Annotated in this window: 21 protein-coding genes and 4 pseudogenes; 11 read left to right on the plus strand and 14 right to left on the minus strand. The window is 70.6% G+C overall.

The window, feature by feature from the left end; translation table 11 throughout:
* The first annotated feature begins 1 nt into the window (after nt 1).
* Together rpsN and rpsR are read left to right on the plus strand one after the other, a co-directional pair.
* On the plus strand, nt 2-307 hold the full coding sequence (gene rpsN, locus BTZ20_RS20710; RefSeq protein WP_077042652.1) for a 30S ribosomal protein S14: 306 nt from the start codon (nt 2-4) through the stop codon (nt 305-307).
* A 20-nt stretch (nt 308-327) separates the two neighbouring features.
* The gene (rpsR, locus tag BTZ20_RS20715) at nt 328-591 is read left to right on the plus strand and encodes a 30S ribosomal protein S18 (RefSeq protein WP_027500792.1); all 264 of its coding nucleotides are present in this window, start codon (nt 328-330) and stop codon (nt 589-591) included.
* Nucleotides 592-664: 73 nt separating this feature from the next.
* On the opposite strand, the gene BTZ20_RS20720 is transcribed toward rpsR, so the two are convergent.
* Nucleotides 665-1,360, minus strand: a complete 696-nt coding sequence (locus tag BTZ20_RS20720) for an RsiV family protein (RefSeq protein ID WP_223263443.1) — start codon at nt 1,358-1,360, stop codon at nt 665-667.
* Between the two features lie 215 nt (nt 1,361-1,575).
* Here BTZ20_RS20720 and BTZ20_RS20725 point away from each other — a divergent pair, with 215 nt between their 5' ends.
* Entirely contained in the window at nt 1,576-2,502 is a 927-nt protein-coding gene (locus BTZ20_RS20725) for an AEC family transporter (protein ID WP_077042653.1), read from the plus strand.
* 44 nt (nt 2,503-2,546) lie between these two features.
* On the opposite strand, the gene BTZ20_RS26930 is transcribed toward BTZ20_RS20725, so the two are convergent.
* The gene (locus BTZ20_RS26930; protein ID WP_189636521.1) at nt 2,547-2,762 is read right to left on the minus strand and encodes a hypothetical protein; all 216 of its coding nucleotides are present in this window, start codon (nt 2,760-2,762) and stop codon (nt 2,547-2,549) included.
* Between the two features lie 36 nt (nt 2,763-2,798).
* Between BTZ20_RS26930 and BTZ20_RS26935 the strand changes: the two genes are divergently transcribed.
* A complete protein-coding gene (locus BTZ20_RS26935; RefSeq protein ID WP_145982379.1) occupies nt 2,799-3,029 on the plus strand; it encodes a hypothetical protein in 231 nt (76 codons plus the stop codon).
* A 15-nt stretch (nt 3,030-3,044) separates the two neighbouring features.
* On the opposite strand, the pseudogene BTZ20_RS20735 reads toward BTZ20_RS26935, so the two are convergent.
* Both BTZ20_RS20735 and BTZ20_RS20740 read right to left on the minus strand, forming a co-directional pair.
* A pseudogene (locus tag BTZ20_RS20735) lies at nt 3,045-5,055 on the minus strand (vWA domain-containing protein).
* The gene (locus BTZ20_RS20740) at nt 5,052-6,401 is read right to left on the minus strand and encodes a sigma 54-interacting transcriptional regulator (RefSeq protein WP_077042654.1); all 1,350 of its coding nucleotides are present in this window, start codon (nt 6,399-6,401) and stop codon (nt 5,052-5,054) included. Before BTZ20_RS20740 ends, BTZ20_RS20735 begins: the two are co-directional and overlap by 4 nt.
* A gap of 230 nt (nt 6,402-6,631) precedes the next feature.
* Here BTZ20_RS20740 and BTZ20_RS20745 point away from each other — a divergent pair, with 230 nt between their 5' ends.
* From BTZ20_RS20745 to BTZ20_RS20755, 3 genes are read left to right on the plus strand one after another with little or no spacing between them, the layout of a single operon-like run.
* Nucleotides 6,632-6,925 (plus strand): DUF3311 domain-containing protein, encoded by a 294-nt coding sequence (locus tag BTZ20_RS20745; protein ID WP_083742771.1) that lies wholly within the window; start codon nt 6,632-6,634, stop codon nt 6,923-6,925.
* Nucleotides 6,922-8,586 carry a monocarboxylate uptake permease MctP gene (gene mctP, locus BTZ20_RS20750; RefSeq protein WP_077042656.1) on the plus strand — a complete coding sequence of 555 codons (1,665 nt, stop codon included), beginning with the start codon at nt 6,922-6,924 and terminating at the stop codon, nt 8,584-8,586. Before BTZ20_RS20745 ends, mctP begins: the two co-directional genes overlap by 4 nt.
* A gap of 53 nt (nt 8,587-8,639) precedes the next feature.
* On the plus strand, nt 8,640-9,209 hold the full coding sequence (locus BTZ20_RS20755) for a DUF4126 domain-containing protein (RefSeq protein WP_077042657.1): 570 nt from the start codon (nt 8,640-8,642) through the stop codon (nt 9,207-9,209).
* Between the two features lie 41 nt (nt 9,210-9,250).
* Here BTZ20_RS20755 and BTZ20_RS20760 read toward each other — a convergent pair whose 3' ends face one another.
* Both BTZ20_RS20760 and BTZ20_RS20765 read right to left on the minus strand, forming a co-directional pair.
* Nucleotides 9,251-9,880: an acetylxylan esterase gene (locus BTZ20_RS20760; RefSeq protein ID WP_262982502.1), complete on the minus strand. Its 630-nt coding sequence runs from the start codon at nt 9,878-9,880 to the stop codon at nt 9,251-9,253.
* A 430-nt stretch (nt 9,881-10,310) separates the two neighbouring features.
* Nucleotides 10,311-11,528, minus strand: a complete 1,218-nt coding sequence (locus BTZ20_RS20765; RefSeq protein WP_083742772.1) for a helix-turn-helix domain-containing protein — start codon at nt 11,526-11,528, stop codon at nt 10,311-10,313.
* Nucleotides 11,529-11,636: 108 nt separating this feature from the next.
* Between BTZ20_RS20765 and BTZ20_RS20770 the strand changes: the two genes are divergently transcribed.
* Complete coding sequence (locus BTZ20_RS20770; RefSeq protein WP_077042658.1) at nt 11,637-12,602, plus strand: alpha/beta hydrolase family protein; 966 nt, start codon at nt 11,637-11,639, stop codon at nt 12,600-12,602.
* 22 nt (nt 12,603-12,624) lie between these two features.
* Here BTZ20_RS20770 and BTZ20_RS20775 read toward each other — a convergent pair.
* A pseudogene (locus BTZ20_RS20775) lies at nt 12,625-13,322 on the minus strand (Pr6Pr family membrane protein).
* A gap of 361 nt (nt 13,323-13,683) precedes the next feature.
* On the opposite strand from BTZ20_RS20775, the gene BTZ20_RS20780 reads away from it, so the two are divergent.
* Nucleotides 13,684-13,875 (plus strand): hypothetical protein, encoded by a 192-nt coding sequence (locus BTZ20_RS20780; RefSeq protein ID WP_027500842.1) that lies wholly within the window; start codon nt 13,684-13,686, stop codon nt 13,873-13,875.
* A gap of 118 nt (nt 13,876-13,993) precedes the next feature.
* Here the strand turns inward: BTZ20_RS20780 and purH are convergent, their stop codons facing one another.
* The 7 genes and pseudogenes from purH to BTZ20_RS20815 form a co-directional block, all read right to left on the minus strand.
* A complete protein-coding gene (gene purH, locus BTZ20_RS20785) occupies nt 13,994-15,547 on the minus strand; it encodes a bifunctional phosphoribosylaminoimidazolecarboxamide formyltransferase/IMP cyclohydrolase (RefSeq protein ID WP_077042659.1) in 1,554 nt (517 codons plus the stop codon).
* Complete coding sequence (purN, locus tag BTZ20_RS20790) at nt 15,544-16,185, minus strand: phosphoribosylglycinamide formyltransferase (protein WP_077042660.1); 642 nt, start codon at nt 16,183-16,185, stop codon at nt 15,544-15,546. The genes purH and purN overlap by 4 nt, the downstream gene beginning before the upstream one ends.
* Before the next feature lie 56 nt (nt 16,186-16,241).
* Entirely contained in the window at nt 16,242-17,750 is a 1,509-nt protein-coding gene (locus tag BTZ20_RS20795) for a DUF6350 family protein (RefSeq protein ID WP_223263445.1), read from the minus strand.
* A gap of 107 nt (nt 17,751-17,857) precedes the next feature.
* Nucleotides 17,858-18,787, minus strand: a complete 930-nt coding sequence (locus BTZ20_RS20800; protein WP_077042661.1) for a DUF5336 domain-containing protein — start codon at nt 18,785-18,787, stop codon at nt 17,858-17,860.
* A 196-nt stretch (nt 18,788-18,983) separates the two neighbouring features.
* Nucleotides 18,984-19,897: pseudogene (gene sucD, locus BTZ20_RS20805) on the minus strand (succinate--CoA ligase subunit alpha).
* 13 nt (nt 19,898-19,910) lie between these two features.
* Nucleotides 19,911-21,080, minus strand: a complete 1,170-nt coding sequence (gene sucC / locus BTZ20_RS20810) for an ADP-forming succinate--CoA ligase subunit beta (protein ID WP_027500848.1) — start codon at nt 21,078-21,080, stop codon at nt 19,911-19,913.
* Nucleotides 21,081-21,225: 145 nt separating this feature from the next.
* Nucleotides 21,226-23,115, minus strand: a complete 1,890-nt coding sequence (locus tag BTZ20_RS20815; RefSeq protein ID WP_223263446.1) for a hypothetical protein — start codon at nt 23,113-23,115, stop codon at nt 21,226-21,228.
* A gap of 314 nt (nt 23,116-23,429) precedes the next feature.
* Here BTZ20_RS20815 and BTZ20_RS20820 point away from each other — a divergent pair.
* Both BTZ20_RS20820 and BTZ20_RS28510 read left to right on the plus strand, forming a co-directional pair.
* Nucleotides 23,430-24,418: pseudogene (locus BTZ20_RS20820) on the plus strand (M23 family metallopeptidase).
* A 100-nt stretch (nt 24,419-24,518) separates the two neighbouring features.
* A complete protein-coding gene (locus tag BTZ20_RS28510) occupies nt 24,519-24,770 on the plus strand; it encodes a hypothetical protein (RefSeq protein WP_223263447.1) in 252 nt (83 codons plus the stop codon).
* The last annotated feature ends 129 nt before the right edge of the window (nt 24,771-24,899 follow it).

Below are 24,899 nucleotides of genomic sequence, written 5' to 3' on the forward strand. Positions count from 1 at the left end.
CATGGCCAAGAAGTCCAAGATCGCAAAGAACGAGCAACGCAAGCTCGTGGTCGCACGGTTCGCCGAGCGCCGGGCCGAACTGAAGGAGATCATCCGGCGGCCGTCGAGCAGCGACGAGGAGCGTGCGAGCGCCCGCACCGCCCTGCAGCGTCTGCCGCGCGATGCGAGTCCGGTACGATTGCGAAATCGTGACGCTGCGGACGGACGTCCGCGAGGTCACCTACGGAAATTCGGCCTGTCTCGTGTGCGTGTGCGCGAGATGGCCCATCGTGGGGAACTGCCAGGCGTCCGCAAGTCCAGCTGGTAATTCGAGCCGTAAGGGAAGCAATGGCAGTCAAGAGAGCCCCGTCCAAGAAGCCGCGCGGCGCTGACGCGGGCCGCAAGCCCAAGAAGAACCCGCTTTTCGCGGCGAAGATCACGCACGTCGACTACAAGGACGTGAACCTGCTCCGCACGTTCATCTCCGACCGCGGCAAGATCCGCAGCCGTCGCGTCACGGGCCTGACCCCGCAGCAGCAGCGTCAGGTTGCCGTCGCGGTGAAGAACGCCCGCGAGATGGCCCTGCTGCCGTTCACCAGCACCAGCCGGTAGTCAGCGCAGAAGCCGAGGCCGCGCAGTCCGCAAGGACTGCGCGGCCTTCTGCATTTCCGGGCCGCCGCACCGGTCAGCTGCGGACCACCTCGAGCAGCTCGGGCTCGACGACGTCGGCCAGCCGATCCCACGGCACCGTGATCACCACCAGCCCGATCGCATGCGGGCCCACCTGGTAGTCCGAGAAGTGGATCTCCATCCCGGCGGGCGTCGGCAGCCAGTTCGCGAAGTTGAGCTCGGTGGGCGCGATCCCCTCGCGCTCGAACTCCGCACCGGCCGCGGTGGCAGGAAGCAACCGCGCGGACTCCCCGGAGAGCCGGTTCAGCCCGGCCTGCAGGTCGGGAAACAGCGCCGCCAGCGTGATCGGCTGGGCATCGTCGACGCCCACCACCACCGTGGCGACCAGCGGGGTGGGGTGCGCCCCGGGCGGGTTGGCATTCCACGAGGTCACCAGCAGGCCGCTGACCACCCGACCCCCGATCCGGGCGAACGCCTCCCTGCCCTCCAGCGTGAACCGTTCATCGCCAGGGCCGTCGATCTGGTCCTGCAGCGCCGCCGCGACGGATTCGTTGAACTCGGCGGCCACCGCGGGATCGCCGCCCTCGATCCGGGGGAGCGTGACGTCGTAGCGAACGCGCCCGGTGTCGCCATTCGACCGGCTGGTCGTCGCGATGTACGGCCCGGCGGCCTGCGGACCGTCGGCCGTGGACGGCGTCACCTCCTGCGTCGCAGCAGGCGGGGACGACTGCACCGCTGACGGCTCGGGCACCGCGGTCCCACCACCCCCGAGGAACAGGCGGCAAGGCCGGCCAGGAGCACGAGCGCCACGGCTCCTCGGCGCAGGACACGAGACGCTCGCATGGGTGCACTCCTCTCGACGGGGTGGATCCATGATGCGCCCCATGCCTGTCCCGCGAGGCGCACCGGAGTTCTCCGCGTGGCGGACGACTAGACTCTTGCGGGTTCTACGAGGAGGTCCGCGGGGTGTCAGGTGTGTTCGCGGGCTTCACCGTCATCTTCGTCGTCATCGCCATCGGCTACATCCTCGGCCGGACACGGGTGCTCGGCGAGCACGGCGAATTCGTGCTCGGGCGGTTGGTGTTCTTCGTCGCCACCCCCGCGCTGCTCTTCGACACCCTCGCCACCGCGGACCTGGCGACGGTCTTCTCCCCCACCCTCGCGGTGGCCGCGGCCACGGCCTTCGCGGTCGGCGGCGTGTACCTTGCGATCGCGCTCGGCTGGCTGCGCAGGCCGCTGCCCGAATCCACGATCGGGGCGCTGGCCGCCTCCTACGTGAACTCCGCCAACCTGGGCATCCCGATCTCGGTGTTCGTGCTCGGCGACGCGTCGTTCGTGGCGCCGCTGCTGCTGTTCCAGATCGTGGTGTACTCCCCGATCGCGCTGACCGCGCTCGACCTGGCGACCACCCGCAAGGGCACCTCGATCCGCGACACCCTCATCACCCCGTTCCTCAACCCCATCGTGGTCGCCGGGATCGCCGGACTCGTGGTCGCCATCGCAGGCTGGACGCTGCCGGAATCGCTGATCCAGCCGTTCCGGCTGATCGGCGGCGCCTCCGTGCCTGGCGCGCTGCTGGCCTTCGGGCTGTCGCTGTACGGGGTCCGCGTGCTGCAACGCGGCGTCAGTCCCCGCCGCGAGATCGCGCTCGCCTCGGTGCTCAAGATCCTGGTCCAGCCGGTGTTGGCCTACCTGATGGCCCGCTTCCTGCTCGGCCTCGACGGCCACGACCTGTTCGCGGTGGTGGTCGTCTCCGCGCTGCCGACCGCGCAGAACGTGTTCGTGTACGCCAGCCGCTACCAGCGCGGCACGGTGCTCGCCCGCGACACCGCCCTGGTCACTACCCTGGCCTCTATCCCCGCCATCGCGCTCGTCGCCCTGGCGCTGGCCTGACCCGCCGAGACTCGCCTGCACGGCCGCCCACCGCGCTCGGCGCGTTACGGTGAGGTCATGCGCACCCTCGTCGTCGCGGCCCTGCTGAGCCTGGCCCTGGCCGGTTGCGCCGGCGGCGACTCCTCGGACCCCGAAACCGCCCCGAGCTCACCCGCGGTGACCACGCAGGCACCGATCGTCGATGTGACGAGCCCGGCGCCGCCGCCGGTGAACGACCCCGACGCCGAGCCCGGCATGATGTTCACGGCCGACCCGACCATCGTCGATGCGCACCCCACCCCTTCGAGTCCTACACCGTGGTCGGCGAGGCAGGCGACCGCGTGGCCGTGCACTTCACCGCCGGGGCCCCCGAGTGCTACGGCGCCGATGCCACCGTCACCGAGTCCGCCTCCAGCGTCACCATCGCGTTGCGCGCCGGCACAAGGGCCGACGCGGTGGACCGGGTCTGCGTCATGATCGCGGTGCAGGCCACCCTCGAGGTGCAGCTCGCCGCGCCCCTCGGCAACCGACAGGTGATCAGCGGCTAGCGCCAACCGACCCGATCAGCGCCGACGCAGGCGCATGTAGTCGCTGACCACCGCCGCACCGAGCCCGTCCAGGTCCGGGGCCACCACCCGGCCGCCGACCCGCTGCGCCATCTTGTCGACCACCCTGGCCAGTCCCGGGTCGTCGCCGAGCCGGAATATCGTCACCGCAGCGCCGAGCCGCGCGAGGTTGTCGAACTCGCGGACGGTCAGCCCCAACGTCTTCGGGTGTGGCGGATAGTCGAAGAAGGCGTGCCCGTCCGGTTCCAGGTGCGCCGTCGGTTCCCCGTCGGTGACGATGAGGACGACCGGTTGCGCGTTCGGATTGCGCCGCAGGTGCCTGCCCGCGAGCAACAACGCGTGATGGAGGTTGGTGCCCTGGTCCCATGCACCGTCGAGCCCCGCGAGCTCGGCCGGGGTGAGCTGCTGCGCCAGTCGGCCGAACGCGATCAGCTGGAGGTCGTCGCCGCGAAAGCGCGTGGTGATCAGGTGGTTCAATGCCAGGGCAGTGCGCTTCATCGGCACCCACCTGCCGTCCATCACCATCGAGAACGAGGTGTCGACGAGCAGCGCGACCGCGGCGTGCACGCGCTGCTCGGTCTCGGCGACCTCGACGTCCGAGACCTGCAGCTGGATCCGATCCGACGTCAGCGGATTCCCCTGCTGCGCGGCACGGAGCACCGCGTTCGTCACCGTCCGGGTCACGTCCCAGGGTTCGGTGTCGCCGAACTCCCAGCCCCTGCTGGCCCCCGTCGGCTCCCCCGTCGCGCCTGCCCGCTGGGTGTCGCGTTCGCCGCTCCGACCCGAGAGCCGCTGCGCCACATCCCGGAACGCCGACTGCCCGAGCTGGCGCATGGCCTTCGGGGAGAGCCGCCACTGGCCGTCGGCCCCGCGGGCGAGGAAGCCCTGCCGCTGCAACGCCCGCTCCAGTTCGGCCAGCGTGCGGGCGTCGGCCGCCGCGCCGTCACCGAGCTGTCGGGCCAGTGCCTCGGGATCGATGTCGTCGAGTTGTGCGCCCGCGTACTGCTGCGAGAGCTGCTCGGCGAGCTGCTCCAGCTCGGCGATGTCCGCAAGGGCCCCGTCCCCTCCCGAGGCCCATGCCGTCGTCGCCGCGAAAGCGCTGGGTGCCGTCCCAGTCCTCCCCGGGACGCGCCGCCCGCAGGTTCGCGTCCAGGCGGTCCAGCTGATCGATCAGGCTGGGGCTGCCGAACGCCTGCTGCGCCAACGCGTCCAGCTCGGCGCGCTGCTCCGTGGTGAGCGAGTTGCGCAGCCGCTGCGCAGCTGCGGCCCGCCGCGCAAGCGAATCGAGCAGCTCCTCGGTGTTGCGCGGGTTCTCCGGGAAGTAGTCGCCGTGCGCTGCCATGAACTCGTCGAAGTCGGACTGGGTGTCCTCACCGCGAGAGTACTTGTCCAGCAGATCGTTCAGGTCGTGGAGCATCGCGTCGATGCGGTCGCGGTCCTCGTCGGTCGCGCCGGCGAGGGCCTCCTTCATCCCCGCGAACCGCTCATCGAGCAACTCCCGTCCGAGTAGCTCGCGGATCTTCTCGTAATCCTCGCGGGCCGACGCGTCCCGCCAGCGGTACTCCGACAGGTCCCGGACGGCCTGCGCTGTCGACGAGGGGAGCTCGTCGAGCTGCAACTCGGAGAATCGGGCGTCGTCGTCCAACGCGCGCGCCAGCTCCTTGCGCTCGGTCAGCAGCGCCCGCTCCAGCAGCTCTCGGACCTCGTCGAGGGTGCCGCCGAGATGATTGCGCTCCAACAGCTCTCGCCTGCGCCGATTCGCCCGCGCCGCGAGATCGTCGAGCCCGCGGGTGTCCGCGGTACCGCGGCGCATCAGCTCCCGCAGCGCCCGTCGGGGAGACGCGCCCTCGAGCACGTCGTTGCCGATCGCCTCCAGCGCCTCCCGCAGGTCGACCGGTGGGAGCAGCGGGTCCGGTCCACCCTGGTACGGCCCGTACCGCGCCCGGTGCGGATCACCCCGGCCCCCGGACCGGGGACGCCGGGAACCCGGCCGCGGCGGCTCGGTCATCCGCTGTACACCAGCTGTCCGTCGTCGTCGGGGAACTTCGCGATGCGCCGGGCCAGGTAGAGCCCCTCCAACGCCAGCTCCACCGCGGACGCCCGCGCCCCCGTGCTCTCGGCGCCGAAGCGCTCGGCCACCTCGTCCAGCACATCGATCTCGGGCAGCTCGCCGAGCAGGTCCTTCGCGGTCACGCGGTCGCCGGTGACCACGGGTCCGCCCGCCTCCACCGCCGCCACAAGGGGCGCCAGGTCCACGCCGCCGAGCCGCTCGCGCACCGTGTCCGCGGTCGCCCGGCGCAGCAGGTGTTCGAGCACGTCCAACTCGCGGCCCTCCTCGCCGGACTCGAACTCCACCTTGCCGCGCAGCACCTCGATCACCGTGCCCAGATCGACCGGCCGTGCCACCGGATCGGACTCACCGAGCACCGCCCCGCGGTGCACGGCGGCCGCGCTGACGGTCTCGGCCCCTGCCACCGCGAACCGGGCGGACACCCCCGATCGCTGGTCAACCGAGGCGGACTCGCGCAGCAGCCGGGTGAACCGGGCCAGGATCTCCAGGAGGTGGTCGGGCACCTCGGCGCGCAGGTGCGCCTCCTGCTCGATGACCGCGATCTCGTCCTCGAGCGCGGCCGGGTAGTGGGTGCGGATCTCGGCGCCGAAGCGGTCCTTGAGCGGGGTGATGATGCGGCCGCGGTTCGTGTAGTCCTCCGGGTTCGCGCTTGCCACCAGGAGCACGTCCAGCGGCAGCCGCAGCGTGTACCCGCGCACCTGGATGTCGCGCTCCTCCATCACGTTCAGCAGCGAGACCTGGATCCGCTCGGCCAGGTCGGGGAGCTCGTTGATGCCGACGATGCCTCGGTGCGCACGCGGGACCAACCCGAAGTGGATGGTCTCCGGATCACCCAGGCTGCGGCCCTCGGCGACCTTCACCGGATCCACGTCACCGACCAGGTCCGCCACCGAGGTGTCCGGGGTCGCGAGCTTCTCCGAGTAGCGCTCATCGCGGTGCCGCCAGGCCACCGGCAGCTCGTCCCCCATGGCGGCGGCTCGGCGGATCGAGGCGGGCGTGATCGGCTCGTACGGGTGCTCGCCCAGCTCCGAACCCTCGATCACCGGGGTCCACTCGTCGAGCAGCAGCGGCAGGGTGCGGAGCAGCCGGGTCTTGCCCTGGCCACGCTCGCCGAGCAGCACGACATCGTGGCCTGCGATCAGGGCCCGCTCGAGCTGCGGCAGCACCGTGTCGTCGAAACCGACGATCCCCGGCCACGGCTCGCGGCCGTCGCGCAGCGCCGCGAGCAGGTTCTCTCGCATCTCGTCCCGAACCGGTCGCAGCACGTGTCCGGACGCGCGCAGTTCGCCGACCGTGCGCGGATAACCATCGGGGCGGTGGCAGTCACCACTTCACGCTACGAGCGTTCGGCGAATTCGGCACGCGTGTGGCCAAATCGGCATCTACCGTGCTGCGGGCCGCGTAGCCGATTCGAGACCTCGGATCGCGGACACCGCGGCACACCGAGGGGTAGTTTTCCGCGGGTGCGGGTTGCACTCGGCAGTCCGCCGCGTCGAGATGCGGAGCGCCCATCATGACTGCGGAGCACGATCACAACACCACCCCACCTGCGAACAAGCGCCTGCTGGCCCTCGCCGTGGTCCTGCTGCTGCTGCCGATCGTCGCCATCCTGTGGGTCTCGAGCTACGCGCGCAGTGGCCCCGAACTGGGCGGCGTGCCCTTCTTCTTCTGGTACCAGTTCCTCTGGGTCTTCCTCTGCGCAGGCGCCACCTGGTCGGCCTACAAGATCGTGTTGAAGGCCCGCCCGCACCGGCCGATGACCGAGGGGCCCGCGCCCAAGGTCACCGACGGCGGGTCCGACCGGTGACCACGCTGGCCGCGAGCGACACCGGCGTCAACGGCGTGGCTCTGGCCGTCCTGATCGCTCTGTTCTCGCTCGTCACGGTGATGGGATTCCTGGCCTCGCGCTGGCGCCGGGCGTCGAACCTGCAGACCCTCGACGAGTGGGGGCTCGGCGGCCGCAGCTTCGGCACCTGGGTGACGTGGTTCCTGATCGGCGGCGACATCTACACCGCGTACACCTTCATCGCAGTGCCTGCCGCGATGTTCGCGCTCGGCTCGGTGAGCGGCTTCTTCGCGATCCCGTACGCGATCGTGGTGTACCCGATCATCTTCGTCTTCATGTCGCGACTGTGGTCGGTGAGCCACCGGCACGGGTACATCACCACCGCGGACTTCGTCGGCGGCCGGTACGGCTCCCGCTGGCTCTCGCTGGCGATGGCGCTGACCGGCATCCTCGCGACCATGCCGTACATCGCGCTGCAGCTGGTGGGCATCCAGGCCGTGCTCGAGGTCATCGGCATCGGCGGCGCGGACAACGTGATCGCCAGGGACCTGCCGCTGCTCATCGCGTTCGCGGTGCTGGCCGCCTACACCTACTCGTCGGGCCTGCGCGCGCCCGCGATCATCGCGTTCGTCAAGGACACGCTGATCTACCTGGTCATCATCGTTGCGGTGATCTACCTGCCGTCCCGCTACGGCGGCTGGGGCCACATCTTCGACGCCGCCGAGCAGAAGATGACCACCCCGAACCCCGCCACCGGCAAGCCGACAGGGACGTTCATCCCGAACAGCCAGCAGTACTGGGCCTACGCGACATTGGCGCTCGGCTCGGCGCTGGCGCTGTTCATGTACCCGCACTCGATCACTGCCACCCTGTCGTCAAAGTCCCGCAACACCATTCGGCGCAACGCCGCGATCCTGCCCGCCTACACGTTCCTGCTCGGTCTGCTCGCCCTGCTCGGCTGGGTGGCGATCGCCGCGGGCACCAAGCCGATCGGACTGGATGGCAAACCCAATGCGCAGCTGGTGGTCCCGCAGCTGTTCGAGGACGCCTTCCCCGCCTGGTTCGCCGGGGTCGCGTTCTCGGCGATCGCGATCGGCGCGCTGGTGCCCGCGGCGATCATGTCCATCGCGGCGGCGAACCTGTTCACCCGCAACGTGTACCGCGAATGGTTCAGGCCCGGCGCGACGCCCGCGCAGGAGGCCAAGGTCAGCAAGCTGACCTCGCTGTTCGTCAAGTTCGTCGCGCTGATCTTCGTGCTGACCCTCGACAAGCAGAACGCCATCAACTTCCAGCTGCTGGGCGGCATCTGGATCCTGCAGACGTTCCCCGCCATCGTGTTCGGGCTCTACACCCGCTGGTTCCATCGGTGGGCGCTGCTCGCGGGATGGGCGGTCGGCATGGTGTACGGCACGATCGCGGCGTACAACGTCTCGTCCGCCACCGCGGCGCATTTCGCCGGATCGCTCGCCTCGATCCCCGGTATCGCGCAGATGGGCTACATCGCGTTGACGGCGTTCGTGGTCAACATCATCGTCGCCGCGGTGCTCACGCTGGTCATGCGGGCGGTCAAGGCCCCGGAGGGGGTGGACTCCACCATCAGGGGCGACTACTTCGCGGACGCCGGCGATCCCCGGGTCGCACCACTGCCACCGACCCCGACGGAGGCCACCCCCAGCCCGTGACGGGACGGTCCGGAATGCGACGGGCCGACACCGTCGACTCCTAGACTCTGCCCATGGAGACCTGGCTGCTGCCCGCCCTGCTCGGACTCGGACTTGCCGCCGCCACCGGCCTGCGCACCTTCCTGCCGCTGTTGATGCTCAGCGCGGCCGCGCACTTCGAGCTGTTCGGCATCTCCCTCGGCGAGAGCTTCGCATGGGTCGGATCGACCGGCGCGTTGGTCGCCCTTGCTGCCGCCACCGCAGCCGAGCTGCTCGCCGATCTGATTCCGTTGGTGGACAACGCACTCGGAATGTTCGGCACCATCTCGAGGCCGATCGCGGCGGCCATCGCGGCGGGCGCGGTGTTCACCGACCTCGACCCGTCGACGGCCGTGATCGCGGGCATCATCGTCGGCGCACCCACCGCGCTCGCGTTCAGCGCGGCGCAGACCGGAACCCGCGCCGTGAGCACCGCGACCACCGGCGGTCTCGCGAACCCGGCGCTGTCGGTGATCGAGGACGGCGTCTCGTTCGGCATGGTGCTGGTGGCCTTCCTGCTTCCGCTGCTCATCCCGCTGGTGCTGGGACTGATGCTGTGGTTCGCATGGAAGGGCGCGCGCCGGGTGCGGGCGCTGCGGACTTAGGGCTCCACGCCCGCCGTTCACAGCACCCGACACCCGTCGGCTCAGCCCGGGATCTGGCCTGCCAACCCGTTCCGCTTGAAATCGGAGAACTGGCGGCTGTCCGAGCAGAAGCCGCAATTCGGACCGAAGAACTCGGCGCGGGCGTTCGCGTCGTCCATCAGCCAGTACCGGAGCCAGGCCGTGGACGGTGCGCGCATGTCACCGCCCGAGATGCCGGTGCCGAAGTGGGTGGCGCCGCGCAGTTCCGCGTACTCGGCCGGGACGTGGTCGGCGTCGTTGTACATCCCCTTCACCAGGATCGGCCACACGATCGCGTCGAACTGCCCGGCGAGGAACAGCACGGGCTCGTCGATCAGATCGACGTCGTTGAGCGGTCCCGGCTGGATCGCGACGACGGTGTCCACCCGGGGTCGACGGCGGCGTTGATCGCGCCCGATCCCCCTGGGAGTGTCCCGCGGATCCGACCCGGTCCAGGTCCACCTTGCCGTGGAAGACGCTGGCGGGGTCGGCGTTGAGGTTCTCGATGAGGTCGATGCCGCTGCGCATGGTGATCGCGAAGTTGCTCGCGGGGTGTTGGCGGCGACCACGATGAAGCCGTGGCTGGCGTAGTGCCGCAGCAGGAGGGTGTACGCGCCGGGGAGCACCCCGGTGCCGTTGCCCCAGATGACCACGGGGTGCTTCTCCCGCGCGCCCCCATGTTCTGCGGGTAGTACAGCGTGTGCACCGCACCGATGCTGACCTCCGGCGCGTAGGGACCAGGCGCGGACCAGTTCCGCCCGACGCTCGGGATGCCCTCGGCCTGCGCGGGCGCGGCGACGGCCGTCAGTGTCACCGCGGTGAGCGCGGCCGTGACGGCGGCGGCCAGCCAGGCACGGAGGATGGAAGTGCGAGTACGCATGCGCGAACACCTTCCCTTTCGATTGTCGCCCGAGGGCGGGTTGCGCACCGGCACAGCATGTCTCCGGGCCGGTGACGGGGAGTTCCTGGCGTGAAAGCTATGCCGCGCTCCCGCCGCGTGCGGGCGAAAATCCGATCTCCGCGCCTGCCTTGTGCCCGAGCACAATGGGGCGCCCCCTGCACTGGCTCGGCTGCCCAGATCGGCTATCGGCGGGCGGCCTCGACGGCCAGGGCCAGCTCGATCATCGCGCGCGGGTCGGTGATGGATCGGGCGGTGAGGTCCTCGATCCGCCGCAACCGGTTCAGGACGGTGTTGCGGTGGCAGAACAGCATCGTGGCCGCGCCCGCCGCCGAGCCGCCCGCGTCGAGCCAGGCGGTGACGGTGTCGAGCAGCAGGTCGCGTTCGACCGGCGGCAACCGGAGCACCGGGCCCAGCACCACCGTTCGGAGTCGCTCCGCGAGGTCCGGCTGGGCGGCGACCAGTGCGACCGGCAGTCGCCGATCGAGCACCACCACCTCGTCGGTGTCGGGGGCGCAGGTCTGCAACGCGATCTCGGCGAGCCAACGGGCCCTGGCCAGCTCGGCCAGCGAACCCACCACCGGGCTGATCCCGGCGGCCACGCCCTGTTCCTCCAGCAGCCGGGCGGGCTCGGCCACCTCGTCCGACCCGAGTGAGATCAGCCCCACCTCGTGATCTGCGCGGATCCGCCACAGGATGTGGAAGCCCCCTGTCGCCGAGTAGCCCCTGTCCCGGGGCAGACCGGCACCCCGCCCGACCGACCGCACCACGGCCACCGCGTAGCGGCCGCGCTCGGCCAGGCCGAGAAACGCCGACGCCTCCGCGACGAGGCCCGCTCCCCCGCCGACGGGGAAGTCGGCTCCCGGCCCGCCGAGCAGGACGTCGAGCACGGCGTTCCGCCGCTCGCCGTCCCGCGCCAGGCGCTCGGATTCCGCCTCCTGGTAGGCATCGGCGACCGCGCCGACGAGGAGGTCGACGATGTCCCACAGGTCGCCGACGCACGGCAGCAGGTCGGGCAGCGAGGCCGGGTACTCCTCGGCCACCGTCTCGATCATGGCCTGCCAGAGCAGCCGGCAGCCGCGCCGGTACGCGTCCTGCAGCGAGGACAGCGGCAGGCCCTGCTCGGCCCGGGTCCGGCCGGTCCATGCGGCGGCGGAGAGGTCGACGGGGCGATCCTCGGAGCGGTCCAGCATCGAGGTCATGGCCTGGCCCAGGTTGTGCAGGATCGTGTCCCGCAGCTCCGCGGGGGCGACCAGCCCGGCGTAGGCGCCGTCCTCGGCGAGGATCTGATCGGCCAGCCCCTCGGCGATCGCGGGCAGTCGCCCTGAGAGCGGCCGTGCCACCGCGGTCAGGATGTGTGAGGCGTTGTCCCCGTCGCGCACCCAGCCGCCGCCCTTCTCCACGAGACCATCCCGCCGCCGCAGGCGCGGTGCGCGATGAGCGGATGGTAGCTCGCGGGGCGGCGCCGACGGGCTCGTTCCCCGGCCCCACGCTCTGGTAGACAGTGGGCCATGGCCGACACCGAGATCACCTTTGCCAGCGGCGACGTCACCCTGCACGGCAGCCTGCGGCTCCCCGACGGCGTGTCGGGACCGGTGCCCGCGGCCCTGCTCCTCGCCGGCAGCGGGCCGACCGACCGCAACGGGGACAGCGCCCTGATGCCCGGGTCCATCGGCACCCTCCGCTTCCTCGCCGACACGCTGGCGGACGCCGGCTTCGCGAGCCTGCGCTACGACAAGCTCGGCAGCGGGGAAACCGGACTGGGTCCGTACGAGGTCGAGGACGTCGCGGGGCTCGGCTTCTCCACCTTCATCGAGGCGGCCGCCGACGGGCTGGATTACCTTGCGGCGCAACCAGATATCGACCCGGACCGGCTGCTGGTGATCGGGCACAGCGAGGGCGCGCTCGTCGGTCTGGCGCTGGCCGTCGCCGACGACGCCCCTGCCCTCGTCGGCCTGGGTCTGCTCGAGCCGCTCGCGGTCCGGCTGCTGGACCTGCTGACCCGACAGATCAACGCTCAGGTGGAAGGCGCCCTCGGCGCCGGGGCGCTCCCGCTCGAACTGGCCGACGAGCTGCGCACGGCGCTGACCGAGGCCGTCGAGTCGTTGCGCGCGGACGGCACCCTCCCCGACGACCTGCCCGAGCCGCTGCGGATGGCCGGGTTCGTACCGGTCAACGCCAAGGCGCTCGCCGAGGAGGACGCGCTCGACCCGCGCGTACTGGCAGGCACACTGCCCGCGGGACTGCCGGTGCTCACCAGCTGCTCCGCGCGGGACACCCAGGTCGCGGTCGCCGACGTGGACGCGCTGGACGCGGCCCTGTCCGCCGCCGCGTTGACGTCGGTGCGGATGACCACGGCCAACCACGTGCTCAAGGAGATCGGCGAGCGGGACTCGACCGGCGCCGACTACATCGAGGACCTGCCCTACTCAGCGGAATTCGGCACCGGGTTCCGGAACTGGCTCGCTGGGCTGTAGTCCGCGTGGGCCGGCAGCGTTCCTAGAGGGCGGGCTCGGTGTGGGTGGGAGCCGCCCCTTGCTTGGCGGGCAGGCGTTTGTCCAGCCAGGCGGCGGCGGCGGCGAGGGCGACGAACAGCAGCCCGATCACGAGACCGTTGATGAGCACTCGCAGGTAGCCGAGCTCGTGCACGTCCGCAAACGGGTACGGGTACCAGTCCGAGGAGAGCGGGCCACGGATCGCGGTGAAAAGCATGTATGCGAGGGGAACAGGACCGCCAGCTTGACGACTCGCGGTGAGGTGAGCCCACGCGGCCCGAACGCCAACCACCCCACGACCGCCATGATCGGGACCGCGACGTGCAGCAGCTTGTCGGCAGTCAGTGCCCAGGTGTCGAACACGAGCAGGCCATCCAGTGCGACGTAGGTGACGATGCCGGTGACCGTGATCGCGACCAGACCGGTCAGCCTGAACACCGAGAACACGGTCGAGGACCGGTTCGGGTTGATGGCAAGGAGCAGACTCGTCGCACCCACGATCAGGTTCGACTGGATCGTGAAGAACGCGAAGACATTCAGGGCCCGCCCGAGTGGGCTACCGCCGAACTTCTGGAACGACTCGCCGGTCTCGGCGACGAGGGGCATGTTGTTCTGCCAATCCAGCACCACCTGAATGATCACACCCACAACTACGCACACTGCCGTGGCAGCAAACCAGACACGCGCCCATCTCACATCCATGGCCGCACCCTATCCAGTCCGCGCTTTTCCCCGCGCGATTCATGGACGACACGCTTCACGGTGCACTCGTCTGCCCCTCACCGCGACTGACCGCCGAGAGCCGTCGCGAAATCCGAGATGCGCTCGCGCTCGGCGTGCTGTAGCGTTCTCGCCTAACCAACGACGCCTAGACCGAAGGGACGGCCACAATGACGCACTACGCGCACCTCAGCGCCGTACCCGCGTGGCATTGCCACATGTCGGCCAAGCGCGTATCCCGAGAACGATCCTGACGTAGCGGATCCGTTCTCGGCACCCAGGGCACACGCCCGGGTGCCGTTTCTTTTACTACCCCCAGCATTTTCAACAGCAAGGAATCCACATGAAGCTTCGTATCAGCCAACTGTCCACGGCGCCGCCGTTGACCTCCCTGCCCGCCGACCTCACCGGCCACGCGGTCACCCTCGACCTGTCCCACACCGACGCCGCTCAGCGCGCGGCCGCGACCGACCTGGCCCGCGAGCTGCTCGACCGCGGCGCGGCCCGGATCGTGATCTCCGGGTCGGCCGCCTGACGACGGCGTCGAGTGTGCACTGACCGGGGCATCGCCCGGGTAGGAACGACGAAAGGTGCACACTCGGCGGGAAGCGAGCGTGCACCTTTCGTCAGAACCTCAGTGCGCGAGAAGAACCTCAGTGCGCGAAGTGACGCGCCCCGGTCAGGTACATCGTGACGCCTGCCTCGCGGGCGGCCTCGATCACCTCGTTGTCGCGAACCGAACCGCCCGGCTGCACGACCGCCTTGACGCCCGCGGTCGCGAGCACCTGGAAGCCGTCCGGGAACGGGAAGAACGCGTCGGAGGCGCCCACCGAACCGGCGACCCGGTCCCCTGCGCGCTGCACGGCCAGGTGCGCCGAGTCGACGCGGTTGACCTGACCCATGCCGACGCCGACCGAGGCGCCGTCGTGGGCGAGCAGGATCGCGTTCGACTTCACGGCACGGCATGCGCGCCAAGCGAATTCGAGATCCTTCAGGGTCGCGGCGTCGGCCGCGTCACCGGTGACCAGGGTCCAGTTGGCCGAGTCGTCGCCCTCGGCGTCGAGCACGTCCCGCTCCTGCAGCAGCGCGCCGCCGGAGATGGGGCGCAGCTCCACGCCGGTCGCGTTCGGGACCGCGGCCTCGAGCACCCGCACGTTCTTCTTGCGGGCCAGCACCTCGACGGCACCGGGGGCGTAGGAGGGCGCGATCACGACCTCGGTGAAGATCTCGGCGACCTGCTCGGCCATCTCGACGGTCACCTCGCGGTTCGCCGCGATGACGCCACCGAACGCGCTGACCGGATCGCAGGCGTGCGCCTTGCGGTGCGCCTCGGCGATGTCGGCACCGACGGCGATGCCGCAGGGGTTGGCGTGCTTGATGATCGCGACCGCGGGCTCGGCGTGGTCGAAGGCGGCGCGCCAAGCGGCGTCACCGTCGGTGTAGTTGTTGTACGACATCTCCTTGCCGTGCAACTGCTTCGCCTGCGCGAGGCCCGCGGGGGCAGCCGGGTCCTCGTACAGCGCCGCGGCCTGGTGCGGGTTCTCGCCGTAACGCAGGACCGCGGTGCGGTTCCAGCTCGCGCCTGCCCACTCGGGGAACTGCGAGTCGGACTCGACAAGGGTCGAGGTCATCCAGCTGGCGACCGCGACGTCGTAGGACGCGGTGTGCTGGAAGGCCTGCGCGGCAAGGGCAGTGCGCTCGGCCATGGTGAACCCGCCCGCCGAGATCGCGGCGAGCACGTCCTCGTACTTGCCCGGGTCCACGACGACCGCGACCGACGGATGGTTCTTGGCGGCGGCGCGCACCATCGACGGACCGCCGATGTCGATCTGCTCGACGCACTCGTCCGGGGTGGCGCCGGACGCGACCGTGGCGGTGAACGGGTACAGGTTCACGACCACCAGCTGGAACGCCTCGACGCCCAGCTCGACGAGCTGATCGAGGTGCTCGTCCTTGCGCGTGTCGGCGAGGATGCCTGCGTGCACGCGCGGGTGCAGGGTCTTGACGCGACCGTCGAGGGTCTCCGGGAAACCGGTCAGGTCCTCGACCTTGGTGACGGGGATGCCGGCATCGGCGATCTTCGAGGCCGTGGAGCCGGTGGAGACCAGCTCGACCCCGGCCTGGTGCAGCCCGGTGGCCAGTTCCACGAGGCCGGTCTTGTCGTAGACGCTCACCAATGCGCGGCGCACAGCCTTACGTTCGGTCACTTCGGGATCACGGCCTTTCGTCCATCGGAAATAACACCTCGGGTGGCGACGGCGGCGAGAACCTCCGCCAGCAGTCGCCGTTCCACCGTTTTGATCCGCTCGTGCAGGCTCGACTCGTCGTCGGACTCGAGCACGGGCACGGGCTCCTGGGCCAGGATCGGTCCGGTGTCGACCCCCGCATCGACCAGGTGCACGGTCGAACCGGTGATCTTCACGCCGTAGGCCAGGGCGTCGGGCACCGCGTGCGCGCCGGGGAACGAGGGCAGCAGGGCGGGATGGGTATTGATGATGCGGCCGCCGAAGCGGTCGAGGAACTCGGGGCCGAGGATCTTCATGAACCCGGCCGAGACGATGAGGTCCGGCTGGTGCGCGTCCGTCGCCTTGGTCAGCGCCCGGTCCCAGGCGGCCCGGTCGGCGTGGTCGCGCAGTCCCACCCGGAAGGCGGGGATGCCTGCGGCCTCAGCGTGCCCGGCGGCGTCGCAGTCGCGGTCCACTCCGACCGCGACGATGCGGGCGGGATAGTCGTCGACGGCGGCCGCGATCAGCGACTGCAGCAGGCTCCCGGTACCGGAAGCGAGGACCACGACTCGGACCGGCTCGGTCGAGCCGGGGCGGAAGTACTCACGCGAGGCAGTCAGCGCTCTACTCCTGTGTGCGGGCCAGCGACCGGAGTGTGCCCCGGCCGGGAAGAAGCCTAGTCGCTGCTGGTCCGGGTGCCGTCGGGCAGGTCCGCTTCGGCCGGATCGGACGTGACCTCCGCCACCTCGGCGTCCACCACCGCCTCGTCGATCTCGGCGTCCACCGCGTCGGTGGCCTCGACCCCCTGATCGCTCGCCGCCGCGACCCGGTCGCCGCCGGAGTCGACCACCTCGGCCTCGACCACCACCTCGCCCTCGATGTACGAGCCACCCGGCAGCTCCTTCGCCGGTTCCGGCACCGGGCGATCGAGCATTCGGGCGGCAAGCGTGTAGGTCCGCGGCGGATCGGGCTGTTCGGCGGGCTTCGACTGCTCCCGGCCTGCACCCCCGCGCTTGGCCACGACCAGCGCGGTCAGCGAGCCGAACACCGCGAACCAGGCGAAGGACAGCCCGGTGAACGTCGCGAGGTCCACCCCGACCGTCCCGAAGGAACCGAGCTCCCCGCCCGCGGCGAAACCGAGCAGGCCCAGCGCCAGGGCCGCCGCGGCGGCCGCGACCAGCACCTTGCGCACCGCCACCGCCGGACCGCCCGCGCGGTGCGCGCAGTCCCGTCCGAGCTGGATGCCGAGGGCCGCGGGGATCAGCAACAGGGCGGGCCAGCCGCCACCGCTCGGCCCGGCGGGCACCGCCCCGAGCAGGGGCAGCGCCGGCAGCGGCCCGCCGACGACGGTGAACACGCTCAGCGACGCGTCGCCGAGGTGCGCCGTCGACCCGACCAGCATCGCCGCGCTGCCGACCGCGAGGTTCGGCAGGTACAGGATCGAGAGCAGGGTGAGGCCGAGCGCGCCGCCGAAGCCGTCACCCGCCTCGAGCAGCTCACCCACCTCGGCCCACGACGAGATCAGCGCCACCGCGGTCAGGGCCGCACCGGACGCCAGCAGCGCCAACCCGACCCTCAGCGCGGGCCTTGCGGACGCGCGCACCCACTCCGGTACGCCGAGCCGGGCGCAGATCGGGCGCCACAGCTTGCTGCCCATCCCGATGCCCGCGCCGATCAGGTGCACGCCCAGCACCCAGCCGAAGGCGGCCAGCGCGTTGGGCGGGGCCAGTGCGATCACCGACGACGCATCCTTGATCACGGCCAATGCCAGCGCGGTGACCAGCAACGGACCGGCGAGCGCGGCGCCGAGCACCCAGAGTTGTTCGTGTCGCGGGGTCTGCTCGGTGACGGCGTGCGCGCAACCGCGCGCGACCGACCAGATCATCAGGATCGTCGGGACCAACGGCAGCACGCCGAGCGAGGCGCCGCCGATGGTGAGCTGCACCTGGTGCACGGCCAGCCAGCTCGCCGCGACGGCGCCACTGGTGCCGGTGAGATCACTGTTCGCCGCGACCAGCGTCACGAGGATGCAGGCGGCGATCAGCGCCAGCGCGACCAGAGCGGGCCGCAACGCCACCGCGAGCAGGGTGCGGATCTGCTCGGGGTTCGGCGTCGGCCTCGGTGCCGCCGGTGTCCGCCGTCTGCTCGGACTGCGGAGGGTGTCGCTGCTGCGCAAGGAACTCATCTCCTCGAGGGTGGCATCTGTGTTCGGGGCGATCTGCCAGGCGCGCCGACAGGTCAGGAAACGACGACGCCCCCCGGCTCACCGGGGGGCGTCGAGCGTGGGCGTCGCTAGTCCGCGTCCCGCTTCGGGGCCGATCCGAAGGCCTGGGTGGGAGCGGCGGTGCCGTCGTCCGCGGCGGGTGCCGGGGTCTCGGGCGACTGCGGCGCGCCGCCGGTGGCGGCATCCTGTGGGCCGGACTGCTGCGGCTGGCCGTAGCCCTGCGGCGCCTGGCCGTAGCCCTGCTGCGGCGCGGGCGGGGCGTACGGGTTCGTGGGCTGCGCGTAGCCCTGCTGACCGTAGCCACCGGGATACGGCTGCGGCTGGCCGTAACCGGTCTGCGGCTGTCCGTAGCCGGGCTGCGGCTGTCCGTAGCCGGGCTGGGCCTGCGGCTGGGTCTGACCGGGTGCCTGCGGCTGGCCGTAGCCCTGGGGCGCCTGGCCGTACGGCTGGCCGGGCGCCTGCTGCTGGCCGTACCCCTGCGGCGGCTGGCCGTAGCCCTGCGGGTAACCCTGGGGCGCGTAACCGGCAGGCTTCGGGGCGGGCACCTTGAGCATGCCAAGCGAGAACAGCAGCACGGCCACCGCGACTGCGGCCTGGACGAACGCCAGGATCAGGCCGGTGACGCCGCCGACGGCCAGCGAGACGCCCTCGGACAGGCTGAACATGAAGAACAACGCGATGAGGAATCCCACCACCGACGCGGCCGCGGCCGCTCCCTTGTACGGCTGCTCGGGCAGCAGCGACAGCCCGGCCAGCAGCCCACCGAAGAGCAGGAAGGCCAGCGCCAGGATCGGGTAGCCGGCCTCGAAGGAGCTCTGCGTCAGGGTCTCGTCACCGAAGGTGGTCACCTTCGCGAACGGGGCGAACCCGAGCAGGAAGTTGATGATGGCGAGCCCCAGGACGCCGAGGGTGAGCAGGTAGGGCAGGCCCTTCGACCCGAGTCCCCCGGACGGCGGCTCGCCCGGACCGTAACCGGACCCTGCAGGCGTGAAAGTCATGACATCTCCTAGGGAGGGTCTGCATTGTGCGACTGGTCAATTCCTCAATGAACGCTAGCGTATTTCTCTGTGTGAACCCTGAGCCCGCGGCGCCCGCCCGTCGGACAAAAAGAACGAGGGGCACCTTCCCGCGCGGTGGCGCGGGCAGGTGCCCCTCGTTCGGTGAGACCGGAGCGGCGTCAGCCGCTCAGTTCACTCAGGCCTCGACGACCAGGCTCTGCAGGATCTCGCGCGCGAGAGCGGCGGTCTCGGACGGCGTCTTGCCGACCTTGACGCCTGCCGCCTCGAGGGCGTCCTTCTTGGCCTGCGCGGTGCCCGAGGAGCCGGAGACGATGGCGCCTGCGTGGCCCATGGTCTTGCCCTCGGGGCGGTGAAGCCCGCGACGTAGCCGACGACCGGCTTGGTGACGTTGGCCTTGATGTAGTCGGCCGCACGCTCCTCGGCGTCGCCGCCGATCTCGCCGATCATCACGATGATCTTGGTCTCGGGGTCCTTCTCGAACGCCTCGATGGCGTCGATGTGGGTGGTGCCGATGACCGGGTCGCCGCCGATGCCGATGGCGGTCGAGAAGCCGTACTCACGGAGCTCGAACATCATCTGGTAGGTCAGGGTGCCGGACTTGGACACCAGGCCGACCGGGCCCTTGCCGGAGATGTTGGCCGGGGTGATGCCGACCAGCGCCTCGCCCGGGGTGATGATGCCGGGGCAGTTGGGGCCGATGATCCGGGTCTTGTTGCCCTTCTCGACGTTGTAGGCCCACGCGAACGCGGAGTCCTGCACCGGGATGCCCTCGGTGATGACCACGAGGAGCGGGATCTCCGCATCGATGGCCTCGACGATGGCGTCCTTGGAGAAGGCCGGGGGGACGAACGCGATGGAGACGTCCGCGCCGGTCTTCTCCATGGCCTCGGCGACGGTCGCGTAGACCGGCAGCTCGACGGCGGAACCGTCGGCGGCGGTGTGCGAGACGGTGGTGCCGGCCTTGCGGGCGTTGACGCCGCCGACGACCTGGGTGCCCGCCTTGAGCATCAGGGCGGTGTGCTTGGTGCCCTCGCCGCCGGTGATGCCCTGGACGATGACCTTGGAGTCCTTGGTCAGGAAGATTGCCATTGTTCTAGTCCCTTTACTTCGCTGCGAAGGCGAGTTCGGCGGCCTTGTCGGCGGCCTCGTCCATGGTGGCGACAACGGTCACCAGCGGGTGGTTGGCCTCGGCGAGGATGCGACGACCCTCTTCGACGTTGTTGCCGTCCAGGCGCACGACGAGCGGCTTGTTGGCCTCGTCGCCCAGGGTCTGCAGGGCACCGACGATGCCGTTGGCGACCGCGTCACAGGCGGTGATGCCACCGAAGACGTTGACGAAGACGCTCTTGACCTGGGCGTCGTTCAGGATGACGTCGAGGCCGGCGGCCATGACGGCCGCCGAGGCGCCGCCACCGATGTCGAGGAAGTTGGCCGGCTTGACGTTGCCGTGCTTCTCGCCCGCGTACGCGACCACGTCGAGCGTGGACATGACCAGACCCGCGCCGTTGCCGATGATGCCGACGGAGCCGTCGAGCTTGACGTAGTTGAGGTCGTTCTCCTTGGCCTTGAGCTCGAGGGGATCGGTGGCGTCCCGGTCCTCGAAGGCCTCGTGGCCGGGCTGACGGAAGCCGGCGTTCTCGTCAAGGGTGACCTTGCCGTCGAGGGCCAGGATCTGGTCATCGGGGGTGCGCACGAGGGGGTTGACCTCGACGAGGAGCGCGTCCTCCTTGATGAAGACCTCCCAGAGCTTCTGGATGGTCACGGCCGCGGCGTCGAGCACCTCGGCCGGGAGCTTGCCCGCCTCGGCGATGCTGCGCGCGAACGCGAGGTCGACACCCTTGACGGCGTCCACCGGGATCTTCGCGAGGGCGTCGGGGTTCTCCTCGGCGGTGACCTCGATCTCGACGCCACCCTCGACCGAGCACATGGCCAGGTAGGTGCGGTTCGTGCGGTCGAGCAGGAAGGAGATGTAGTACTCCTCGGCGATGTCACTCGCCTCTGCGACCAGCAGCTTCTTGACGACGTGTCCCTTGATGTCGAGCCCGAGGATGGACTCGGCGTTCGCGACAGCCGCATCGACGTCGGCGGAGTACTTCACGCCGCCGGCCTTGCCACGGCCTCCGACCTTGACCTGCGCCTTGATCATCACGGGCTTGCCGATTTCCTCGGCAATCTCACGTGCGCCGGCGACAGTGTCGGTAACACGTCCTGCCGACGTGGGCACGCCGTGCTTGGCGAAGAGTTCCTTCGCCTGGTATTCGAAGAGATCCATCTGCTCACCGTCTCGTCAGTGTTGACGCCCGCTCGAGGGGTAAGAGCGGGTCCGTCCCGGACTTTATCTAGTTGAATCAATCGTCTATCGACCGCATTGATGCTATGTGGCATATCTCACGGCACAAGGGGGCGTGAGCGTCAGCTCACCGGCGATTTCGACGAACCACCATGAAAGCGGTCACCGCCAGCAACGCCACCGCGACGAGCCCGCAGACCGCCCCCGCGCCCATGGCGGGCTCGGCAACCCGGGCGCGCGTCAACGGCCACGCCATCAGGTATACGGACATTCCGGTCACCGCGCCGATCATCAGGGACGCACCCCGTGCCGCCCTGGACCGCATTGCGACGAGCACCGCCGCCACGATCACGACCGCGAGGAGTGCGCGACCCCACAGGTCCCAGCCCCACGGCCACTGCGCGAACGAGTCCGGGCCGAAGTCGCGACCGCGATACAGCGGCAAACCCAGGGCGGCCACCGACGCGAGCGCCGCGACCGAGCCGACGATCAGCACCGGCACCTGGACGGGCACGTCGACCGAGGTGTCGATGCCGTCGCGCTCCGCCGACCCCGCGCAGAGCGCGAGGAGTCCGGTCGCGGCCGCCGCGACCGCGGACAGGGCGAGCAGCGCCGCGCCGGGGCCGGGTCCGAACCCCGGCAGGTCGCCCGCGACCACCACCGCCTGCAGCGCCGCGGCGACCGCCATCACCTGAGCGGCCCACAGCACCCCGACCGCGGGGCGCACCAGGCCCGCGAACTCCGAGAGCAGCAACCAGACGCAGGCGACCACAAGCACCACACCCGCAAGCAGCACCACCCTGGTCGCCAGGATCCGCGGCTCCGGCACCCCGCCAGGAACCGACAGCACGGGCAGGAGCGCGCCGACCGCGCCGAGCAGCCCGGCCCCGATCCCGGCCACGGCGGTGGCGACGTGCCAGCGCCCGACCCGGGCCCGTTCGGCCGCGGCCGCCCTCGCGCGGGCGGCGGACTTGGAGGTGCCCGCCGCCACGGGCGCCGCCGTGGCAGCGGCGGCGGACTGCGCCAGGAGCTGCGCCAGCCCCCGGCGCGCCCTGGCGGCCGCCGCGGCCGGGATCACGCAGCCGACCGCGATGAGGACCGCGCACGCCGCGATCGCCACCACCGACCCTGGACCGATCGAGACGCCGTCACCCGCCACCAGGCCCGCGACCAGTCGCACGCCGACCACACCCAGCGCAGCCACTGCGGCCCCGACGATGGCGCCCGCCGCGCCCAGCGGCGAGATCGCGGCCAGTGCCGCTGCGACCACGATCAGCACCGCCACCCCGACCAGCCCCGCGCCCAACGCAATCGGGGGCGCGGACTCGATGACGGCGGGCACGAGCAGCACCGGGTCGGTGGATCTCAGCGGCGGCGCGAAGAGTGCCGCGGCGAGGACCACCGCGGCCGCCACCGCGAGAATCGAGAGTCCGGCGCCGATCCGGCGGCCGACGCCCGCCCCGTCGTGATCCGGGTAATCGGAGTGGCCGTAGCCGTCGGCGTTCGAGGCCCTCGCCGCCGCGACGAGTCCGAGGAACCCGGCCAGCGCCGCGAGGACGTGCCCCGCCAGGATCGCGTAGGCACCGGGACCCGCGCTGAGCGAGGCGGCGGTCAGCGGACGGAACAGCTCGAGCCGGTTCGCGTTGATCGGGTCGTCGAGGAGCTGGAGGTCGAGCACCACCAGCCCGACCGAAACGCCGCCTGCGCCTGCCAACACAGTCCCCGCGACGGCAGGCCTGCGGCCCGCCAGCGCCAGCACGGCCAATGCCGGCGCCAGCGCCGCACAGACGAGGGCGGTAACGGCGGCAGCGGCAACGGCGGGCCCGGTCTCCTGGCGGATGATGCCGAGCACCGGGGCGACCGCCGTCGCGGCGACACCGAGCAGGGCGAGCACAACCGCCGCGATCGCGACCGGACCCGGGCCGCGGGACGGCTCAGACGAGCCGAACCCGTCCTGGGCGTCGATGCGTTCGGGCTTGGCCCGAGAACTGGTTCTGAGATCGGGTGAGGGCGCCACGCGGACGACGCTAGTGGGTCATCGGTGTCGGTCTCGACCGAACTTCACAAGAATCCAGCTCGCCCCGTTACAGCCGCCTTCCGGCGTATTCCCAGGCCCGGCCGTAATCACTCTGTGATGCATCTCACATATCCCAATGAGATGGCGCTAGGAGTTGCGGCGCTCGCAACCGTTTCGTTACCGTCGCTTGGGTCAAAGTCACAGACAGATCACGAACAGGAAGGCGGCAAGTGTCCAGGCATCGCGCACCCTTCCAATCCAGCCGCTTCGCCCCGCAGGAGCAGGCCACCGAGGCCTCAACGACGGTTTACTCGATTTCCGCAGGTCACGCCGTAGAGCCTCGCTACAAGGCCCCGGTTGAACCCAGTAGATCGAACTTCGAATACGCAGGCGACAACGAGACCACGCAGACTTATTCGCATCGCGTGCCGGATCGTTACATCGGATCCGCGAATCTCGGAACACCGCGCTCCACGAACTACCGCTCCGCCTCGCTCGACCAGCTCGACACCTCTTTCGATTCGGATCTCGCAGCTCCCGCTCGCCGCGGTGGAGCGCACCGGATCCCCGCTCCCCCACCGCCCTCAAGGGCCGCGCCGCAGTCATCGCGGTCGCCGCAGGCGCCGTCGTCGCCGCGGGCCAGGCCGGACTGAGCGGCCCCAGCAGCACCGATACCGCCGAGCTCAATCTGGCCGCGGACGACAGCTCCACGGGCACCGCCGCCACCGCCGAGCCGCAGGCCGCCCAGTTCGCCGCCGACACGGCCGCGAACACGGGCTCCCAGGCCCCGCAGGTCCTCAACATCGCGGCACCGACGGACCTCAGCCAGTTCTCGAACCTTCTCGCCAAGGGCCAGCGATTCAGCGAGGAGCGTGCCGCCCGCGAGGCCGCCGCCCGTCGCCCCCTCTTCGTACTGCCCGCCGTGGGCTCCTACACCTCCGGCTACGGCGCCCGATGGGGCACGCTTCACGCGGGCGTCGACATCGCGAACGCCATCGGCACCCCGATCTATGCGGTCGCCGACGGCGAGGTCATCGACTCCGGGCCCGCGCAGGGCTTCGGCATGTGGGTGCGACTGCGGCACGCCGACGGCACCGTCACCGTCTACGGCCACATCGACTCGTCCAACGTCTCGGTCGGCCAGAAGGTCATGGCGGGCGATCAGATCGCACGGATGGGCAACCGCGGCTTCTCCACCGGACCGCACCTGCACTTCGAGGTGCATCTGGGCGGCGAGAACAAGATCGATCCGCTCCCCTGGCTCGCAACCCGCGGCATCAGCCTCGGCGTCGAGCGCGACTAGGAACGACCCTCACCCCGGCATTCGTCCGGCGGAACGGCGCTGCCTGCATTAGCCTTCGGTGCGCCAGACTCCGTTGACGTCTACGTAGCAAGGGGTTCGCGTGAACTACTTCCGAGGGTCCGTCGTCGCCGCCGCTCTCACCGGCGCAGTCTCGCTCGCACTGGCGCCCACCGCATCGGCCGCCACCTATCAGATCACCGCCATGCCACCGATCGGAACCGTGTACTCGGACAACCTGGTGACGCTCGCCATGGCCGTCAGCCCCGTCCCGGCCGGCGCGGACGCGACCACCCCGGTCCTGGTCCACATCACCGAACCGGACGGCGACGACCGGACCCTCACCGTCCCCTGACCCTCGGCGGGGCAACGGTGGCCACCCGGGTCAACGAACCAGGACGGTACGTCGCGGTCTTCACGTTCGACGCGCCCGGCGGCGACCCTGCCACGACCACACTGCAGTTCGACGCCATCCCGTCGCCGT

Origin of the sequence: Rhodococcus sp. MTM3W5.2, from assembly GCF_001984015.1 — a bacterium.
Lineage (GTDB): Bacteria > Actinomycetota > Actinomycetes > Mycobacteriales > Mycobacteriaceae > Rhodococcus_G > Rhodococcus_G oryzae.

Bases quoted from the DNA above. Each gene is read 5' to 3' on its own strand.
- BTZ20_RS20770 (WP_077042658.1), top strand. From the start codon at position 11,637: ATGGCCGACACCGAGATCACCTTTGCCAGCGGCGACGTCACCCTGCAC.
- BTZ20_RS20795 (WP_223263445.1), bottom strand. From the start codon at position 17,750: ATGAGTTCCTTGCGCAGCAGCGACACCCTCCGCAGTCCGAGCAGACGG.
- sucC (WP_027500848.1), bottom strand. From the start codon at position 21,080: ATGGATCTCTTCGAATACCAGGCGAAGGAACTCTTCGCCAAGCACGGC.
- rpsN (WP_077042652.1), top strand. From the start codon at position 2: ATGGCCAAGAAGTCCAAGATCGCAAAGAACGAGCAACGCAAGCTCGTG.
- BTZ20_RS20745 (WP_083742771.1), top strand. From the start codon at position 6,632: ATGACTGCGGAGCACGATCACAACACCACCCCACCTGCGAACAAGCGC.
- BTZ20_RS20755 (WP_077042657.1), top strand. From the start codon at position 8,640: ATGGAGACCTGGCTGCTGCCCGCCCTGCTCGGACTCGGACTTGCCGCC.
- BTZ20_RS20800 (WP_077042661.1), bottom strand. From the start codon at position 18,787: ATGACTTTCACGCCTGCAGGGTCCGGTTACGGTCCGGGCGAGCCGCCG.
- rpsR (WP_027500792.1), top strand. From the start codon at position 328: ATGGCAGTCAAGAGAGCCCCGTCCAAGAAGCCGCGCGGCGCTGACGCG.
- BTZ20_RS26930 (WP_189636521.1), bottom strand. From the start codon at position 2,762: ATGGTCGGGTCGGCCGTGAACATCATGCCGGGCTCGGCGTCGGGGTCG.
- BTZ20_RS20780 (WP_027500842.1), top strand. From the start codon at position 13,684: ATGAAGCTTCGTATCAGCCAACTGTCCACGGCGCCGCCGTTGACCTCC.